General features: G+C 58.4%; 12 protein-coding genes. All 12 read right to left on the reverse strand.

The features are described 5' to 3' along the window. Positions 1-39: 39 nt before the first annotated feature. Positions 40-1,230, reverse strand: a complete 1,191-nt coding sequence (tuf, locus tag AXG89_RS04425) for an elongation factor Tu (protein ID WP_062000489.1) — start codon at positions 1,228-1,230, stop codon at positions 40-42. Positions 1,231-1,282: 52 nt separating this feature from the next. Continuing rightward, positions 1,283-3,385 carry an elongation factor G gene (gene fusA, locus AXG89_RS04430; protein ID WP_062000490.1) on the reverse strand — a complete coding sequence of 701 codons (2,103 nt, stop codon included), beginning with the start codon at positions 3,383-3,385 and terminating at the stop codon, positions 1,283-1,285. Positions 3,386-3,519: 134 nt separating this feature from the next. Further along, positions 3,520-3,990: a 30S ribosomal protein S7 gene (gene rpsG, locus AXG89_RS04435; RefSeq protein ID WP_031361587.1), complete on the reverse strand. Its 471-nt coding sequence runs from the start codon at positions 3,988-3,990 to the stop codon at positions 3,520-3,522. Positions 3,991-4,171: 181 nt separating this feature from the next. Then, positions 4,172-4,552 carry a 30S ribosomal protein S12 gene (gene rpsL, locus AXG89_RS04440; protein WP_035935550.1) on the reverse strand — a complete coding sequence of 127 codons (381 nt, stop codon included), beginning with the start codon at positions 4,550-4,552 and terminating at the stop codon, positions 4,172-4,174. 205 nt (positions 4,553-4,757) lie between these two features. Continuing rightward, positions 4,758-6,605, reverse strand: coding sequence for a DNA helicase RecQ (gene recQ / locus AXG89_RS04445; protein ID WP_062168155.1), 1,848 nt, complete (start codon positions 6,603-6,605; stop codon positions 4,758-4,760). Between the two features lie 191 nt (positions 6,606-6,796). Continuing rightward, positions 6,797-11,044 (reverse strand): DNA-directed RNA polymerase subunit beta', encoded by a 4,248-nt coding sequence (rpoC, locus tag AXG89_RS04450; RefSeq protein WP_062000494.1) that lies wholly within the window; start codon positions 11,042-11,044, stop codon positions 6,797-6,799. A gap of 21 nt (positions 11,045-11,065) precedes the next feature. After that, positions 11,066-15,172 (reverse strand): DNA-directed RNA polymerase subunit beta, encoded by a 4,107-nt coding sequence (gene rpoB, locus AXG89_RS04455; protein ID WP_062000495.1) that lies wholly within the window; start codon positions 15,170-15,172, stop codon positions 11,066-11,068. A 367-nt stretch (positions 15,173-15,539) separates the two neighbouring features. After that, positions 15,540-15,908 carry a 50S ribosomal protein L7/L12 gene (gene rplL / locus AXG89_RS04460; RefSeq protein WP_062000496.1) on the reverse strand — a complete coding sequence of 123 codons (369 nt, stop codon included), beginning with the start codon at positions 15,906-15,908 and terminating at the stop codon, positions 15,540-15,542. A gap of 75 nt (positions 15,909-15,983) precedes the next feature. Then, positions 15,984-16,514, reverse strand: coding sequence for a 50S ribosomal protein L10 (rplJ, locus tag AXG89_RS04465; protein ID WP_062000497.1), 531 nt, complete (start codon positions 16,512-16,514; stop codon positions 15,984-15,986). Positions 16,515-16,811: 297 nt separating this feature from the next. Continuing rightward, on the reverse strand, positions 16,812-17,507 hold the full coding sequence (gene rplA, locus AXG89_RS04470; protein ID WP_062000498.1) for a 50S ribosomal protein L1: 696 nt from the start codon (positions 17,505-17,507) through the stop codon (positions 16,812-16,814). Continuing rightward, positions 17,508-17,939, reverse strand: coding sequence for a 50S ribosomal protein L11 (gene rplK / locus AXG89_RS04475; protein ID WP_056355388.1), 432 nt, complete (start codon positions 17,937-17,939; stop codon positions 17,508-17,510). 155 nt (positions 17,940-18,094) lie between these two features. After that, positions 18,095-18,652: a transcription termination/antitermination protein NusG gene (gene nusG, locus AXG89_RS04480; protein ID WP_062000499.1), complete on the reverse strand. Its 558-nt coding sequence runs from the start codon at positions 18,650-18,652 to the stop codon at positions 18,095-18,097.

Here is an 18,652-nt window from a genome sequence, read left to right on the forward strand (position 1 = left end):
ACGACTGCTAACTACAGCTTTTGAAGCAAGCTCAGGATTTTACTCGAGAACCTTGGCCACGACACCGGCGCCGACGGTACGACCGCCTTCACGGATAGCGAAGCGCAGACCTTCTTCCATGGCAATCGGAGCGATCAGCTTCACCGTGATCGACACGTTGTCGCCCGGCATGACCATTTCCTTGTCCTTCGGCAACTCGATCGAACCCGTCACGTCCGTGGTACGGAAGTAGAACTGCGGACGATAGTTGTTGAAGAACGGCGTGTGACGACCGCCTTCGTCCTTGCTCAGCACATACACTTCGGCCGTGAAGTGCGTGTGCGGCGTGATCGAACCCGGCTTGGCCAGCACTTGACCACGTTCCACGTCTTCACGCTTCGTGCCGCGCAACAGAATACCCACGTTGTCGCCCGCTTGACCTTGGTCCAGCAGCTTGCGGAACATTTCCACGCCCGTGCACGTCGTCTTCACCGTCGGCTTGATACCGATGATTTCGATTTCTTCGCCTACCTTCACGATACCGCGCTCGATACGACCCGTCACCACCGTGCCGCGACCCGAGATCGAGAACACGTCTTCCACCGGCATCAGGAACGTACCGTCAATTGCACGCTCCGGCGTCGGGATGTACGTGTCCAGCGCATCAGCCAGGTTCAAAATCGCCACTTCGCCCAGCTCGCCCGTGTCGCCTTCCAGCGCCAGCTTGGCCGAACCCTTGATGATCGGCGTGTCGTCGCCCGGGAAATCGTACTTCGACAGAAGCTCACGCACTTCCATTTCGACGAGTTCCAGCAACTCGGCGTCGTCCACCATGTCGCACTTGTTCAGGAACACGATGATGTACGGCACGCCAACCTGGCGAGCCAACAGGATGTGCTCACGCGTTTGCGGCATCGGGCCGTCTGCAGCCGAACACACCAGGATTGCGCCGTCCATCTGCGCTGCACCCGTAATCATGTTCTTCACATAGTCGGCGTGACCCGGGCAGTCAACGTGCGCATAGTGGCGCGCAGCCGTTTCGTACTCGACGTGTGCCGTGTTGATCGTGATACCACGTGCCTTCTCTTCCGGCGCCGCGTCGATCTGGTCATACGCCTTCGCTTCGCCGCCGAACTTCTTCGACAACACCGTTGCGATTGCTGCCGTCAGCGTGGTCTTGCCGTGGTCGACGTGACCAATCGTGCCTACGTTGACGTGCGGCTTGGTCCGTTCGAATTTACCTTTTGCCATGATTACCTTCTTTCAAATTTGTTAATCGGTTAAAGACTTTTGGCCTGCCGAATTACTTGGATTTAGCGTTGATGATCGCTTCGGAGACGTTACGCGGCGCTTCCGAATAATGCTTGAATTCCATCGTGTACGTAGCGCGACCTTGCGTCGCCGAACGCAGCGACGTCGAGTAGCCGAACATTTCCGACAGCGGGACTTCAGCGCGTACGATCTTGCCGCCGCCAATCATGTCTTCCATACCCTGGACGATACCGCGACGGCTCGACAGGTCGCCCATCACGTTGCCCATGTAGTCTTCCGGCGTTTCGACTTCCACGGCCATCATCGGCTCGAGGATAACCGGGTTTGCACGGCGCATTGCTTCCTTGAACGCCATCGAACCTGCCATGCGGAATGCATTTTCGTTCGAGTCAACGTCGTGGTACGAACCGAAGGTCAGGTGAACCTTCACGTCGACCACCGGGAAGCCAGCCAGCACGCCTGCTTTCAGCGTTTCCTGGATACCCTTGTCCACAGCCGGGATGTACTCGCGCGGAATCACACCGCCCTTGATCTCGTCCAGGAACTCATAGCCCTTGCCTTGCTCGTTCGGCTCAAGCGTAATGACAGCGTGGCCGTACTGACCGCGACCGCCCGACTGCTTGACGAACTTGCCGTCAACGTCTTCTGCCTTGCCGCGGATGGTTTCGCGATACGCAACTTGCGGCTTGCCGACGGTTGCTTCAACACCGAATTCACGCCGCATGCGGTCAACCAGAATTTCCAGGTGCAGCTCGCCCATACCCGAAATGATGGTCTGGCCCGACTCTTCGTCGGTTTGAACGCGGAACGACGGATCTTCCTGAGCCAGGCGGTTGAGCGCGAGGCCCATCTTTTCCTGGTCAGGCTTGGTCTTCGGTTCCACAGCCTGCGAAATCACCGGCTCCGGGAAAATCATGCGCTCGAGAACGATCGGATGCGCCGGATCGCACAGCGTATCGCCAGTGGTCGCGTCTTTCAAGCCAACCGCAGCAGCGATGTCGCCTGCATGCACTTCCTTGATTTCTTCGCGCTGGTTTGCGTGCATCAGCAGAATACGGCCAAGACGTTCCTTCTTGTCCTTGGTCGCGTTCAGCAGCGTGTCGCCCGACTTGGTCGTACCCGAATACACGCGGAAGAAGATCAACTGGCCGACAAACGGGTCGGTCATGATCTTGAACGCGAGTGCCGAGAACTTTTCGTCGTCAGCGGCGCGACGTTCAGCACGCTCACCATCTTCAAGTTCGCCCAGAACCGGCGGAATGTCGATCGGCGAAGGCAGGAAGTCGAGCACAGCGTCCAACATGCGCTGCACGCCCTTGTTCTTGAACGCGGTGCCGCACAACATAGGCTGGATTTCACAAGCAATCGTACGGTCGCGAAGACCCTTCACGATTTCCTCTTCGGACAGTTCGCCCGTTTCGAGGTACTTGTTCATCATTTCTTCGTTCGACTCAGCGGCGGCTTCGACCATCTTTTCGCGCCATTCGTCACACGTATCCTTGAGCTCTGCCGGGATTTCTTCGTACGAGAACTTGGTGCCCTGGGACGCTTCGTCCCAAATGATCGCCTTCATCTTGATCAGGTCAACAACGCCCGTGAACGTGTCTTCCGCGCCGATAGGCACGACGACCGGAACCGGGTTTGCCTTCAGACGCAGCTTGAGCTGGTCGTAGACCTTGAAGAAGTTCGCGCCGGTACGGTCCATCTTGTTGATGAACGCGAGACGGGGAACCTTGTACTTGTTGGCCTGGCGCCACACGGTTTCCGACTGGGGCTGAACGCCGCCCACAGCGCAATAAACCATGCACGCACCGTCGAGCACGCGCATGGAACGTTCAACTTCAATAGTGAAGTCGACGTGTCCCGGGGTGTCGATGATGTTGATGCGGTGCTCGGGGCGGTCGCCGGCCATGCCTTTCCAGAAGGCCGTCGTTGCTGCCGACGTAATGGTGATGCCGCGCTCCTGCTCCTGCTCCATCCAGTCCATCGTTGCTGCGCCGTCGTGAACTTCACCGATCTTGTGATTCACGCCTGTGTAAAACAGAATGCGTTCGGTCGTCGTCGTCTTGCCAGCATCGATGTGAGCGCTAATACCGATATTGCGGTAGCGCTCGATAGGTGTCTTGCGAGCCACTTTGAATCCTTAATTGGGTCGACGCAGCCGGCACATGCCGGTTACGCCCTAACACAAACGGGCGAGGCGCTTGGTAAGCGCACCCGCCCGGAGGTTTTCCGTTCGTCCCAGGTCGGGAGGCCTGAATTTCAGCCTTAGAAGCGGAAGTGCGAGAACGCCTTGTTGGCTTCTGCCATCCGGTGAACTTCGTCGCGCTTCTTCATCGCGCCGCCACGGCCTTCCGCGGCTTCCGAAAGCTCACCTGCGAGACGCAGGGCCATCGACTTCTCGCTGCGCTTTTTCGCAGCTTCGCGCAACCAACGCATCGCCAATGCCATACGACGCGACGGACGCACTTCCACTGGAACTTGATAGTTCGCACCACCAACGCGGCGGCTTTTCACTTCCACAACCGGCTTCACGTTGTTGAGCGCACCCGTGAACACCTCCAGCGGGTCCTTGCCACCCTTGGTCTGGATCTGTTCAAAAGCACCATAAACGATACGCTCGGCAACCGACTTCTTGCCCGACAGCATGATCACGTTCATGAACTTGGCTACATCTACGTTGCCGAATTTCGGATCCGGCAAAATGTCCCGCTTGGGGACTTCGCGACGACGCGGCATGATTCTTCCTTTGATTTTTCAGTTGGAGCCACTTCGGCTCCACGGTCACCAACTAACCCGATCTATCTATCGACTAACCAGCTTGGCCGGGTGACCACTTACTCGACAGCACCGGCACATCCGGCACCACCGCTTGAACGCCCTGTTACAGGCAACCTGTACTGCTCAACCGGCAAAAAACTTACTTGCCAGCCTTGGCGCGCTTCGCACCGTACTTCGAGCGAGCTTGCTTACGATCCTTGACGCCCTGGGTATCCAGCGAGCCGCGAACCATGTGGTAACGCACACCCGGCAAGTCTTTCACGCGGCCGCCGCGAATCAGCACTACCGAGTGTTCCTGCAGGTTGTGGCCTTCACCACCGATGTACGAAATGACTTCAAAACCGTTCGTCAGACGAACTTTTGCAACTTTACGAAGTGCCGAGTTCGGCTTCTTCGGCGTCGTCGTGTACACGCGAGTGCACACGCCGCGACGCTGCGGGCAGTCCTGCAAAGCCGGCGACTTGCTCTTCACTGTTTCTGAAGCGCGGCCTTTGCGAACCAATTGATTGATGGTTGGCATTGTCTATTCCTAAATTGATCAAAATCGGCGCTCCCGTTTCGGGCAAAGCAAAACGGACTGCGCGCCGAGCACTCCGGCTCCTGGTTTATGCGTGCGAGGAAATCCTCGTTAGCAGATCCAAGAACGAGAACCTAGCATCATAGTCTGAAATTCGTAATGCGGTCAATAGCTTGGGGGGCGGCAGGAGTAGCCGGCGCGCAAAAAGCTAGTCAGCGCCGACTACTTCGAGCAATTCGTCGCCAAACCGATCGAGCTTGCGCGCCCCGATACCGGGAATCTGCCGCAAATCCTCAATGGAATCCGGCTCGTTGCGCGCGATCTCCGCCAGCGTTGCGTCATGAAAAATGACATATGCCGGCACGCCGTCGCTTTTCGCCATGCTCGCGCGCCAGGCGCGCAGCCGCTCCCAACGAGCCTTGATGCGCGGCGACATGCCGGCGGTCGGATCGGCGCGCTCGCCCGTCCGGCTGGAAGACTGGCGGGTGCGCGTCGGCTTTACATATTTGCGCAGCGTAACGTTCTGCTCGCCCTTCAACACGGCTTTACTCGCCTCGGTGAGGACGAGGGCGCCGAAACCATCGTGGTCTACGGCGAGGTAGCCAAACGCGACCAACTGACGAAAAACAGCGCGCCATTCCTGTTCTGATAGCGCGGCGCCGAGTCCGAACGTAGAGAGTTTTTCGTGACCGCGCTGGAGCAACTTCTCCGAACGGCTGCCACGCAGGATATCGATCAGATGTCCTGCGCCAAAGTGAAACCCACTAGCCTTGTACGCCCGATACACACAGGACAGGGCCATCTGCGCCTCGCGCGTCGCGTTCCACGATTCGGGCGGCTCGAGGCACGTATCGCAGTTTCCGCAAGGCTGGCTGGCTTCGCCGAAATAGCCGAGCAAGCGCACGCGCCGGCATGACGCCGCTTCGCACAGTCCTAGCAGCGCGTCGAGCTTGCCGCCCTGCACGCGCTTGTGGGTATCGTCGGCGTCTGATTCGTCGATCATCTTGCGCTGCTGGACAACATCGCCAAGACCGTAGGCCATCCACGCATTCGCCGGCATGCCGTCGCGGCCAGCACGGCCGGTTTCCTGGTAATAGCCCTCCACGCTCTTTGGCAAATCCAGATGCGCGACGAAACGCACATCAGGTTTGTCGATACCCATGCCAAAAGCAATCGTCGCGCACATCACGATGCCTTCTTCGCGCTTGAACATTTCCTGGTGTCGCTGACGTGTTTCGTACTCCATGCCCGCGTGGTAAGGCAGCGCTCGTACGCCCTGGCTTTTCAGCCAGTCCGCGGTTTCTTCCACCTTTCGCCGCGACAGACAGTAGATCACGCCGGCGTCCGTGGTTTTGTCGGGATTGGTGTGCTCCGCGCGGATGAAATCGAGCAGCTGCGCACGCGCGTTGTCCTTCTCCACGATGCGGTATCGGATGTTCGGCCGGTCGAAGCTCGAGACGAAAATCCTTGCGTCATCCAGAGCGAGTCGATGCACGATTTCATCGCGCGTAATGGCGTCGGCAGTGGCCGTCAGTGCAATCCGGGGCACCGATGGAAAGCGCTCGTGCAGCACCGACAACTGAATGTATTCAGGGCGAAAATCGTGGCCCCATTGCGACACGCAATGCGCTTCGTCGATGGCAAACAAACCGATGCGCACGCTCTCGATCAATTCGAGAAAACGTGGCGTCATCAAACGTTCCGGCGCGACGTATAGCAGGTCGATCTCGCCGTTACGCAGGGCGCGCTCAGTAGCCGCGGCTTCAGCGCCGGTCAGCGTGGAGTTCAGGCAAGCAGCGCGCACGCCGACTTCGCTGAGAGCGGCAACCTGATCCTGCATCAACGCGATCAGCGGTGACACGACAATCCCCGCGCCGAATCCCGCCTCGCGCCTCAACAAAGCGGGTATCTGGTAACACAACGACTTCCCGCCGCCGGTTGGCATGAGCACGAGCGAATCCCCGCCGGCAGCCACATGCTCGACGATATCGCCTTGCTGCCCCCGGAATGCGGGATAGCCAAATACTTCCTTGAGAATTTCGAGCGAACGGGACATTGGGAAGACGGAATGCGTCGGAAGCGTGAGTAACCCGATTTTACCAACGCAGAGCGTGCTTAAACGGGCATCGGCTCAACGTTAGCCATTCGATAGAGCAAAAAAAAGCCGCCCGGTAAAAACCGGGCGGCTTCTTGTGCTAGCAGATCAGTCGTTGAAAATCAGGCCTGTTGCGGCCCGACCTCCAAAACTTATTCCGCCGGATGCTGCTGTTCAGCAGGTACAACCGGTGCTGCTTCGGGCGTACCGAACTCGAACGATTCTTCCGCTGCGATCTGGTCGAAACGTTGACGATCCGACAGCTCGCGGCTCTTGCGTGCCTTGTGGAACGCGAGACCCGTACCGGCCGGAATCAGACGGCCGACGATCACGTTTTCCTTCAGACCGCGCAGATCGTCGCGCTTGCCCATGATTGCGGCTTCGGTCAGCACGCGCGTCGTTTCCTGGAAGGAAGCGGCCGAGATGAACGAATCGGTCGAGAGCGATGCCTTCGTAATACCCAGCAGCACGTTCTCGTAGGTCGCGGGGATCTTGCCTTCCGCGGCCATCCGGTCGTTCTCGTCCAGCATGTCCGAACGCTCGACTTGTTCGCCCATGATGAAACGCGTATCGCCGTTGTCGACGATCTGCACACGACGCAACATCTGACGCACGATCACTTCGATGTGCTTGTCGTTGATCTTCACGCCCTGCAGACGGTACACGTCCTGCACTTCGTCCACGATGTAACGCGCCAGCGCCTCGATACCCTGCAAACGCAAGATGTCGTGCGGATCCGCCGGGCCGTCGACGATCATTTCGCCCTTGTTGACGACCTGACCATCATGCACCAGCACCTGCTTTTCCTTCGTGATCAGGAACTCATGCTGTTCCCCTTCCACGTCGGTAATGACGAGACGCTGCTTGCCCTTCGTGTCCTTACCGAACGACGTCGTACCCGTGACTTCCGCCAGAATGCCGGCGTCCTTCGGCGAGCGCGCTTCGAACAACTCGGCCACGCGCGGCAGACCACCGGTAATGTCACGCGTCTTCTGCGCTTCAACCGGGATACGTGCCAGCACTTCACCGACCTGCACTTGCTGACCATCCTTCACGGTGATCAGTGCGCCAACCTGGAAGCCGATCTGCACCGAATGCTCGGTGTTCGGGATCTTGACTTCTTCGCCTTGTGCATCGAGCAGCTTCACTTGCGGACGAACACTCTTCGACGCCTGCGAACCACGACGCTTCACGTCGATCACGACGAGCGTTGAAAGCCCCGTCACATCGTCGATCTGCTTGGCTACCGTCACGCCTTCTTCGACGTTTTCGAACTTCACCGTACCGCCCCACTCGGTGATGATCGGACGGGTCAACGGATCCCATTGAGCCAGTTGTGCACCGGCCTTGATCTGGACGCCGTCGAGTTGCAGCAGCGTTGCGCCGTACGGGATTTTGTGACGTTCACGCTCACGACCGAGGTCGTCGGCAATGATCGCCTCGCCCGAACGCGAGATGACGATCTGCTCGCCCTTCGCATTCGTGACGTAACGCATTGTTGCCGTGAAACGCACCGTACCGTTCGACTTCGCTTCCACCGACGAAGCGATCGCCGCACGCGACGCCGCGCCACCGATGTGGAACGTACGCATGGTCAACTGCGTGCCCGGCTCACCGATCGACTGCGCAGCGATCACACCAACCGCTTCGCCGACGTTCACGCGCGAGCCACGACCCAGGTCGCGGCCGTAGCACGAAGCGCACAGGCCGTAACGCGTTTCGCAGGTCAACGGTGTGCGCACGCGCACTTCGTCGATACCCAGGCGTTCGATTTCGTCGACCGCATCTTCGTCCAGCAACGAACCCGATTCAAACAGCGTTTCCTGCGTTTCCGGGTTGACGACGTCAGCCACCGCCACGCGACCCAGAATCCGGTCACGCAAGGCTTCGACGACTTCACCACCTTCAACCAGCGCCTTCATGGCCACGCCGTTCGTCGTGCCGCAATCGTCTTCGACCACGACCAGATCCTGCGTCACGTCAACGAGACGACGCGTCAGGTAACCCGAGTTCGCCGTCTTCAACGCCGTATCGGCCAGGCCTTTACGTGCACCGTGCGTCGAGATGAAGTACTGCAACACGTTCAGGCCTTCACGGAAGTTCGCCGTGATAGGCGTCTCGATGATCGAGCCGTCCGGCTTCGCCATCAGGCCACGCATACCGGCCAGCTGACGAATCTGAACTGCCGATCCACGCGCGCCCGAATCGGCCATCATGTAGATCGAGTTGAACGATTCCTGCTTCGTTTGATTACCGTCGCGGTCGACCACGGGTTCCGTAGCCAACTGCTCCATCATCGCCTTGCCGACCGCTTCCGACGTTGCCGACCAGATGTCGACCACGTTGTTGTAGCGCTCTTGCGAGGTGACGAGACCCGACATGTACTGACGGTCGTATTCCTTCACCTTCTTGGCTGCATCGCCGACGATCTGTTCTTTTTGCGGCGGCACGAGCATGTCGTCGACGCAAATCGAAATACCGGCGCGCGTAGCCAGACGGAAACCCATCTGCATCAACTGGTCGGCGAAGATCACCGTTTCGCGCAGACCGCACTTGCGGAATGCCGTGTTGATCAGGCGCGAAATTTCCTTCTTCTTCAGCGGACGGTTCAGCACCGAGAACGGCAGTCCTGGCGGCAGGATCTCCGACAGGATGGAACGGCCAACGGTGGTTGCGTACAGCGTGATCTTCGGCACGAACTTCGGTGCGCCTTCGCTTTGGTCCGGGTTGTGAATGTTTTCCGTAATCCGGACATTCACCCGCGACGCCAGCTCGACTTCCTTGTTTTCGTACGCGCGAATCGCTTCCGACACGCCGGTGAACGTCATGCCTTCGCCCTTGCCATTCACCGCTTCACGCGATGCGTAGTAAAGACCCAGCACGATATCCTGCGACGGCACGATCGACGGATCGCCGTTGGCCGGGAACAGGACGTTGTTCGACGCCAGCATCAGCGTGCGCGCTTCCATCTGCGCTTCCAGCGACAGCGGCACGTGAACGGCCATCTGGTCACCGTCGAAGTCGGCGTTGAACGCCGCGCAAACGAGCGGATGCAACTGGATAGCTTTGCCTTCGATCAGCACCGGCTCGAAAGCCTGAATGCCGAGACGGTGAAGCGTAGGCGCACGGTTCAGCATGACCGGATGTTCACGAATGACTTCTTCGAGAATGTCCCACACCACGGCTGTCTGGTTCTCGACTTCCTTCTTCGCGGCCTTGATGGTGGTAGCAACACCCATCACTTCCAGCTTGTTGAAGATGAAAGGCTTGAACAGTTCGAGCGCCATCAGCTTCGGCAATCCGCACTGATGCAGCTTGAGCGTCGGACCCACCACGATCACCGAACGGCCCGAATAGTCAACGCGCTTACCGAGCAAGTTCTGACGGAAACGACCGCCCTTACCCTTGATCATGTCAGCGAGCGACTTCAGCGGACGCTTGTTCGCGCCGGTCATTGCCTTACCGCGACGACCATTGTCGAGCAGTGAATCGACGGCTTCCTGCAGCATCCGCTTTTCGTTGCGGACGATGATCTCAGGCGCCTTCAATTCGAGCAGACGCTTCAACCGGTTGTTACGGTTGATCACGCGGCGATACAAGTCGTTCAGGTCCGACGTAGCGAAACGGCCGCCGTCGAGCGGCACGAGCGGACGCAGTTCCGGCGGCAGCACCGGCAGCACTTCCAGCACCATCCAGTCCGGCTTGATGCCCGAACGCTGGAATGCCTCGAGCACTTTCAGGCGCTTCGCGTACTTCTTGATCTTCGCTTCCGAACCCGTGTTCTTGAGTTCGGTGCGCAGCACTTCGACCTGTTCGTCGATGTTGATTGCGCGCAGCAGTTCACGCACGCCTTCCGCGCCCATCTCGGCACGGAATTCGTCGCCGTATTCTTCAACCTTGTTGTAGTAATCCTCTTCCGTCATGATCTGCCGCGCTTTCAGCGGCGTCATGCCCGGTTCGATCACCACGTACGCTTCGAAATACAGCACGCGTTCGATATCGCGCAGCGTCATGTCGAGCACCATGCCCAGACGCGACGGCAACGATTTCAAGAACCAGATGTGCGCAACCGGCGAGGCCAGTTCAATGTGGCCCATCCGTTCGCGACGCACCTTGGCGAGCGTCACTTCGACGCCGCACTTTTCGCAGATCACGCCACGGTGCTTCAGGCGCTTGTACTTGCCGCACAGGCACTCGTAGTCCTTGATCGGGCCAAAAATCTTGGCGCAGAACAGACCATCGCGTTCCGGCTTGAAGGTCCGGTAGTTGATGGTTTCAGGCTTCTTCACTTCGCCGAAGGACCACGAGCGAATCTTGTCCGGCGAGGCCAGACCGATCTTGATCGCGTCGAATACTTCAGGTTGTTGGACTTGCTTGAATAGATCGAGCAGAGCTTTCATTGCGTCTCTCCAGTAGTCCGATTAGTTCCGGTCCAGGTCGATGTCGATACCGAGCGACCGGATTTCCTTCACCAACACATTGAACGACTCAGGCATGCCGGCATCGATCACGTGGTCACCCTTGACCAGGTTCTCATACACCTTGGTACGACCCGCCACGTCATCCGACTTCACAGTCAGCATTTCTTGCAGCACGTACGAAGCGCCATATGCTTCGAGCGCCCACACTTCCATCTCACCGAAACGCTGGCCGCCGAACTGCGCCTTACCACCCAGCGGCTGCTGCGTGACGAGCGAGTACGGTCCGGTCGAACGGGCGTGCATCTTGTCGTCGACCAGGTGATGCAGTTTCAGGTAGTGCATGTAGCCCACCGTGACCGTCCGTTCGAACGGTTCACCCGTGCGGCCGTCGCTCAACTGCACCTGATTCTTCGACTTCGTCATGCCGAGCTGCTTCGCGATGTCGTCCGGGAACGCCAGATCCAGCGCACGTTCCATTTCGCCTTCCGTCGCGCCGTCGAACACCGGCGTTGCAAAAGGAACGCCTTCGCGCAGGTTCTTCGCCAATTCGACGATTTCGTCGTCGGTGAAGTTTTCCAGCTCTTCCTGGCGGCCCGACTCGTTGTAGATCTTCGTCAGGAACGCACGCAGTTCTTCGATCTTGGTCTGACGCTGCAGCATTTCACCGATACGCCATCCCAGACCCTTCGCGGCCCAGCCCAGATGCACTTCGAGAATCTGACCCACGTTCATCCGTGAAGGCACGCCCAGCGGGTTCAGCACGACGTCGGCCGGACGGCCATCGGCCATGTACGGCATGTCTTCGATCGGCACGATCTTCGACACCACACCCTTGTTACCGTGACGGCCGGCCATCTTGTCGCCCGGTTGCAGACGACGCTTGACAGCCAGGTACACCTTGACCATTTTCAGCACGCCCGGCGGCAGTTCGTCGCCTTGCGTCAGCTTCTTGCGCTTCTCTTCGAACGCCAGGTCGAACTGGTGACGTTTTTGTTCGATGGAATCCTTGATGGCTTCCAGTTGCGCAGCAGCTTCTTCGTCGGCCAGACGGATGTCGAACCAGTGGTAGTGATCGAGATCTTCCAGGTACGGCAGGTCGATCGCCGTGCCCTTCGCCAGCTTCTTCGGGCCGCCGTTTGCGATTTTGCCGTTGAGCATACGGGCGAGACGCGAGAAAGCGTCGCCTTCCACAATGCGCAACTGGTCGTTCAAGTCCAGGCGATAACGCTTCAGTTCGTCATCGATGATCTGTTGTGCACGCTTGTCACGCGTAATGCCTTCGCGCGTGAACACTTGCACGTCGATCACCGTTCCGCTCATGCCAGACGGCACGCGCAGCGACGTATCCTTCACGTCCGACGCCTTCTCACCGAAGATTGCGCGCAGCAGCTTTTCTTCCGGCGTCAGTTGGGTCTCGCCCTTCGGCGTGACCTTGCCGACCAGCACGTCGCCCGCTTCGACTTCAGCGCCGATGTACACAATGCCCGACTCATCGAGACGACCGAGTTGCACTTCAGCCAGGTTCGAGATGTCGCGCGTGATTTCTTCCGGTCCGAGCTTCGTGTCGCGTGCAACCACATTCAGTTCTTCGATGTGGATCGACGTGTAACGGTCTTCGGCAACGACCTTCTCCGAGATCAGGATCGAATCTTCGAAGTTGTAGCCGTTCCACGGCATGAACGCGACGAGCATGTTCTGGCCAAGCGCGAGCTCGCCCAGATCGGTCGATGCACCGTCAGCCACCACGTCGCCACGGCCAACCTTGTCGCCAACCTTTACGATCGGACGCTGGTTGATGTTCGTGTTCTGGTTCGAACGCGTGTACTTGATCAGGTTGTAGATGTCGACACCGACTTCGCCGGCAACTGCTTCGTCATCGTTCACGCGGATCACGATACGGCCGGCATCGACGTAATCCACGAGACCGCCGCGGAACGCCTGAACGGTCGTACCCGAGTCGACCGCCACCGTACGTTCGATACCCGTACCGACCACGGCCTTTTCAGGACGCAGGCAAGGAACCGCCTGCCGTTGCATGTTCGAGCCCATCAATGCGCGGTTCGCGTCATCGTGTTCAAGGAACGGAATCAGCGAAGCAGCCACCGACACGATCTGCGACGGCGCCACGTCCATGTACTGGATGCGGTCTGGCGTGACCATCAGCGTTTCGCCCGCTTCACGCGACGAAACCAGCTCGTCGGTCAGCGTGCCGCCTTCGCCCAGCGACGCGTTCGCCTGAGCGATCACGTAACGGCCTTCTTCGATTGCCGAGAGGTAATCGATCTGATCGGTCACCTTGCCGTCCACCACTTTCCGATACGGCGTCTCGAGGAAACCGTATTCGTTCAAGTGCGCGTACAGCGCGAGCGAGTTGATCAGGCCGATGTTCGGACCTTCCGGCGTTTCGATCGGGCACACGCGGCCGTAGTGAGTCGGGTGCACGTCGCGAACTTCAAAGCCTGCGCGTTCACGCGTCAAACCGCCCGGTCCAAGAGCCGATACACGGCGCTTGTGGGTAATTTCCGACAACGGGTTCGTCTGGTCCATAAACTGCGACAACTGCGACGAACCGAAGAACTCGCGAATGGCGGACGAGATCGGCTTCGAGTTGATCAGGTCGTGCGGCATCAGGTTTTCGCTTTCAGCCTGACCCAGACGTTCCTTCACAGCCCGCTCCACGCGCACGAGGCCCGCACGGAACTGGTTCTCAGCCAATTCACCGACGCAACGCACACGGCGATTGCCCAGGTGATCGATGTCATCGACTTCGCCCTTGCCGTTACGCAGCTCGACCAAAATCTTGATGGTCGCGAGGATGTCCTCATCCTGCAGCGTCATCGGGCCAACGATTTCGTCACGGCCCACGCGGCGATTGAACTTCATACGACCTACCTTCGACAGGTCGTACGCGTCTTCGCTATAGAACAGCCGGTTGAACAGCGCTTCGACGGCTTCTTCGGTCGGCGGTTCGCCCGGGCGCATCATGCGATAAATCGCAATACGCGCAGCCATGCGGTCGGCCGTTTCGTCGATACGCAGCGTCGACGAGATATACGGACCCTGATCCAGATCGTTCGTGTAGAGCGTCTGGATGTCCTTGACCTTCGACTCGCGCAGCTTTTCGAGAACGGTTTCGGTGATTTCGTCGTTTGCGTTCGCGATCACTTCGCCCGTCTCGCCGTCCACGACGTTCTTCGCCAGCACGCGGCCGAGCAAATAGTCTTCCGGCACCGAGATGAACTTCGTCTTTGCGGCTTCGAGGTCGCGAATGTGCTTGGCGTTGATCCGCTTGTCCTTCTGGACAATGACGTTGCCTTCGCGATCCTGGATGTCGAAACGCGCGACTTCGCCGCGCAGACGCTCCGGCACGAATTCCATTTGCGCGCCTTCGCCCATCAGCGCGAAGTTATCGAATACGAAGAAGTTCGCGAGGATCTGTTCCGGCGTCAGGCCGATAGCCTTCAGCAGGATCGTCACCGGCATTTTCCGGCGGCGGTCGACGCGGAAATACAGCACGTCCTTCGGGTCGAATTCGAAGTCGAGCCACGAACCACGGTAAGGGATGATACGAGCCGAGAACAGCAGCTTGCCCGAGCTGTGCGTCTTGCCCTTGTCGTGCTCGAAGAACACACCAGGCGAACGATGCAACTGGGACACGATCACGCGTTCCGTGCCGTTGATGACGAACGAACCGGTCGGCGTCATGAGCGGCATTTCGCCCATGTAGACTTCTTGCTCCTTCACTTCCTTGACGACCGGCTTGCTCGGCGATTCCTTGTCGAGCAGCACCAGGCGCACCTTGGCGCGCAAGGCGGAGCAGTACGTCAAACCACGCTGCTGACATTCCTTGATGTTGAATGCCGGCGGCGAGAGCATGTAGCTTACGAACTCGAGACGCGCAAACCCGTTGTGCGAAACGATTGGGAACACCGACGAAAACGCTGCTTGCAACCCTTCCGCTTTGCGCTGTGTTGCGCTGGTGGTCTCTTGCAGAAAGGTGCTGAATGATTCAAGCTGGGTAGCCAGCAGAAAGGGAACCTGGTGAACGATGGGGCGTTTCGCGAAACTCTTGCGAATACGCTTCTTCTCGGTGAAGGAATATTGCATACGATCTCCGAATCACTACGGGCGTTGCCGAGGCGGGATACCTCGATGACACGACCCGGTGTTCACCGACTGAGACTCGCCATACGTCCCGGGGAGGGACGACGAGCCTAGAAGCTTGGTGGTTGGCCGCTACCAACCGCTGGCTGACGGCAGCGGATGCCTATGTTTCCCGCTACCCGACCAAACTTGCCTTCTGCAGTCGCTTCAGAAGACAAAGAAAAGAATCGGCAAACCTTCCCAACCGATGATTTTCTTTGGCATCTACGTGGTCATAGTTACTGAAACCAACGACTTGAAACCTAGTCCCTACAAAGCAGAAAAAGGCCGGCGGTCATAGACCGCCAGCCTTAGCAAAGCGCAGCCGAACTTACTTGATTTCAGCCTTCGCGCCTGCTTCTTCCAGCTTCTTCTTCGCTTCTTCAGCAGCAGCCTTCGGTACCGATTCCTTAACAGGCTTCGGTGCACCGTCAACCAGGTCCTTCGCTTCCTTCAGGCCAAGACCCGTCAGTTCGCGAACAGCCTTAATCACCGACACCTTGTTCGCGCCGATTTCGACCAGGTTTACCGTGAACTCGGTTTGCTCTTCAGCAACTGCAGCGGCACCAGCAGGGCCAGCAACAGCTACGGCAGCAGCCGACACGCCAAACTTCTCTTCGAACGCCTTGACCAGCTCGTTCAGTTCCAGAACCGACATCGAGCTTACTGCTTCGAGGATGTCATCTTTTGCGATTGCCATTTGAAATACTCCTAAATTGAATTCGGATACAGCCAGCGATCTTGTAAGCCTAACCAGGCAACCAAGCGCGGTACGTTAAGCAGCAGCTTCCGGTTGCGCTTCAGCCGGAGCTTCTGCGCCGCCACCCTTCTTTTCGGCAAGCGCGGCCAAAGCGCGCGCGAAGCCGGCAACAGGAGCTTGCATGACGTACAACAACTTGGAGAGCAGTTCTTCGCGGCTCGGGATGTTGGCGAGTGCTTGCACAGCCGCCTTGTCCATCACGTTGCCTTCGTAGGAACCGGCCTTGATGATCAACTTGTCATTGGTTTTGCCGAAGTCGTGAACGACCTTGGCAGCAGCAATTGCATCTTCAGAGATGCCGTAGATCAGAGGACCGGTCATCTGCTCGGCCAGCGGAGCGAACGGCGTACCTTCCACGGCGCGACGCGCCAACGTGTTTTTCAACACGCGGAGATACACTTGTTGCTCGCGAGCCTTTGCGCGCAGCTTGGTCAGATCGCCAACCGCAATTCCACGATACTCAGCGAGCACCATCGTCTGAGCCTTCGCGACTTGCGCGGCGACTTCAGCGACAACTGCCTGCTTGTCTTCTTTGTTCAGTGGCACGGTTAAACCTCCAGATTCGATGCGCCAACTTAGCGCATCGCGTTCAACAACGGCGTCCGACCTGTCAGGAGTATTTCGACCGGCTAGTGCGTATCTCACGACACGCGACAACCGACTTCAACCACACCAAAACTGTTCCGGGTTCGCCATCTGCGTTGGCTTACATTAAGGTCACGCCTGATTGCTGCGCTTCCGCCAACGGTCTTTGACAACCGGTTGCCCGCCAGACCGCAGCTTGCAACCGCCCAAAGCCCTTAACACCGGTTCACGAATCAACGTGAACCGCTGCATGATTCTTTACTGCGAGAGCGTTGCGTGATCGACACGCACGCCGACACCCATGGTGCTCGACAATGCGATCTTGCGCAGATACACGCCCTTGCTGGTCGCCGGCTTGGCCTTTTGCAGAGCGTCCACCAGTGCCGACAAATTCTGACGCAACGACGCCGGCTCAAACGATGCACGGCCGATGGTTGCGTGGATGATCCCGCCTTTGTCAACGCGGAACTGAACCTGACCAGCCTTGGCGTTGCGAACTGCCTGGGCAACGTCAGCCGTTACCGTGCCGACCTTCGGGTTCGGCATCAGGCCGCGCGGGCCGAGGATCTGACCGAGCGTACCGACAACGCGCATCGTGTCCGGCGAAGCGATCACGACGTCGAAATTAAGGTTACCGGCCTTGACCTGTTCTGCCAGGTCTTCCATGCCGACCACTTCTGCACCAGCCGCACGAGCTTGCTCAGCCTTTTCGCCTTGCGCAAACACAGCAACGCGAACCGACTTGCCGGTACCGGCAGGCAACACGACGGAACCGCGAACCACCTGATCCGACTTCTTCGCATCGATGCCGAGTTGCACAGCCACGTCGATGGATTCATCGAACTTGGCGCTTGCGCACTCTTTTACAATCGACAGAGCGTCGTCGACCGGGTACAGCTTCATGCGGTCTACCTTGGTAGCCAGCGCTTGGAGACGCTTGGAAAGCTTAGCCATTTAAACGCCCTCCACGGTGATGCCCATCGAACGGGCGCTGCCTGCGATCGTACGAACCGCTGCATCCAGGTCTGCTGCCGTAAGGTCAGGCATCTTGGTCTTTGCGATTTCTTCAGCTTGCGCGCGCGTGATATTGCCGACCTTGTCGACGTGCGGCTTCGGCGAACCCTTCTGGATGGCCGCAGCCTTCTTGATCAGAACGGTAGCCGGCGGCGTCTTCATGATGAACGTGAAGCTCTTGTCCGCGAATGCCGTAATGACCACCGGCACGGGCAGACCCGGCTCCATCGCTTGAGTCTGCGCGTTGAACGCCTTGCAGAACTCCATGATGTTCAGGCCGCGCTGGCCCAGTGCCGGACCAACCGGCGGTGACGGATTGGCTTTACCTGCAGGAATCTGCAGTTTGATAAAGCCGATGATTTTCTTTGCCATGTTGAAAACCTCTGCAGAACGCGTTAGCGTTCGGTGAGTGATAACGCGCGTTCGCCAAAATGGCTACTGACGCTCCTCAACAGTCATATGCGGACTGTAAGCGCGAACCGCGCTACGAAGTTCACACTTCGAGCGCGGCGAACAACGGGTACTTGTTAAACCTTTTCTACCTGACCAAACTCAAGCTCTACCGGCGTTGAACGTCCGAAAATCGTCACCGATACGCGAACCCGCGACTTTTCGTAGTTCACTTCTTCGACGTTGCCGTTGAAGTCCGTGAACGGGCCTTCCTTGACCCGCACCATCTCGCCTACTTCAAACAGGGTCTTCGGGCGCGGCTTCTCCACGCCTTCCTGCATCTGCGACATGATCTTTTCCACTTCACGCGGAGAGATCGGGCTCGGGCGATTGCGCGCCCCGCCAACGAAACCTGTCACCTTGGCCGTGTTCTTTACCAAGTGCCACGTCTCGTCCGTCATTTCCATCTCGACGAGCACATAGCCCGGAAAGAAACGACGCTCAGTCACAGACTTGTGACCGCCCTTCACTTCCACGACTTCTTCGGTCGGGACGAGGATTTGACCAAACTGATCCTGCATGCCGGCGCGGTCGATACGCTCTTGAAGCGCACGTTGCACGCTCTTCTCCATGCCGGAGTAGGCGTGCACGACGTACCAACGTTTTCCGCCTGGTGATGCCTGTGCTTCGCTCAT

Source organism: Burkholderia sp. PAMC 26561 (genome assembly GCF_001557535.2).
Lineage (GTDB): Bacteria > Pseudomonadota > Gammaproteobacteria > Burkholderiales > Burkholderiaceae > Caballeronia.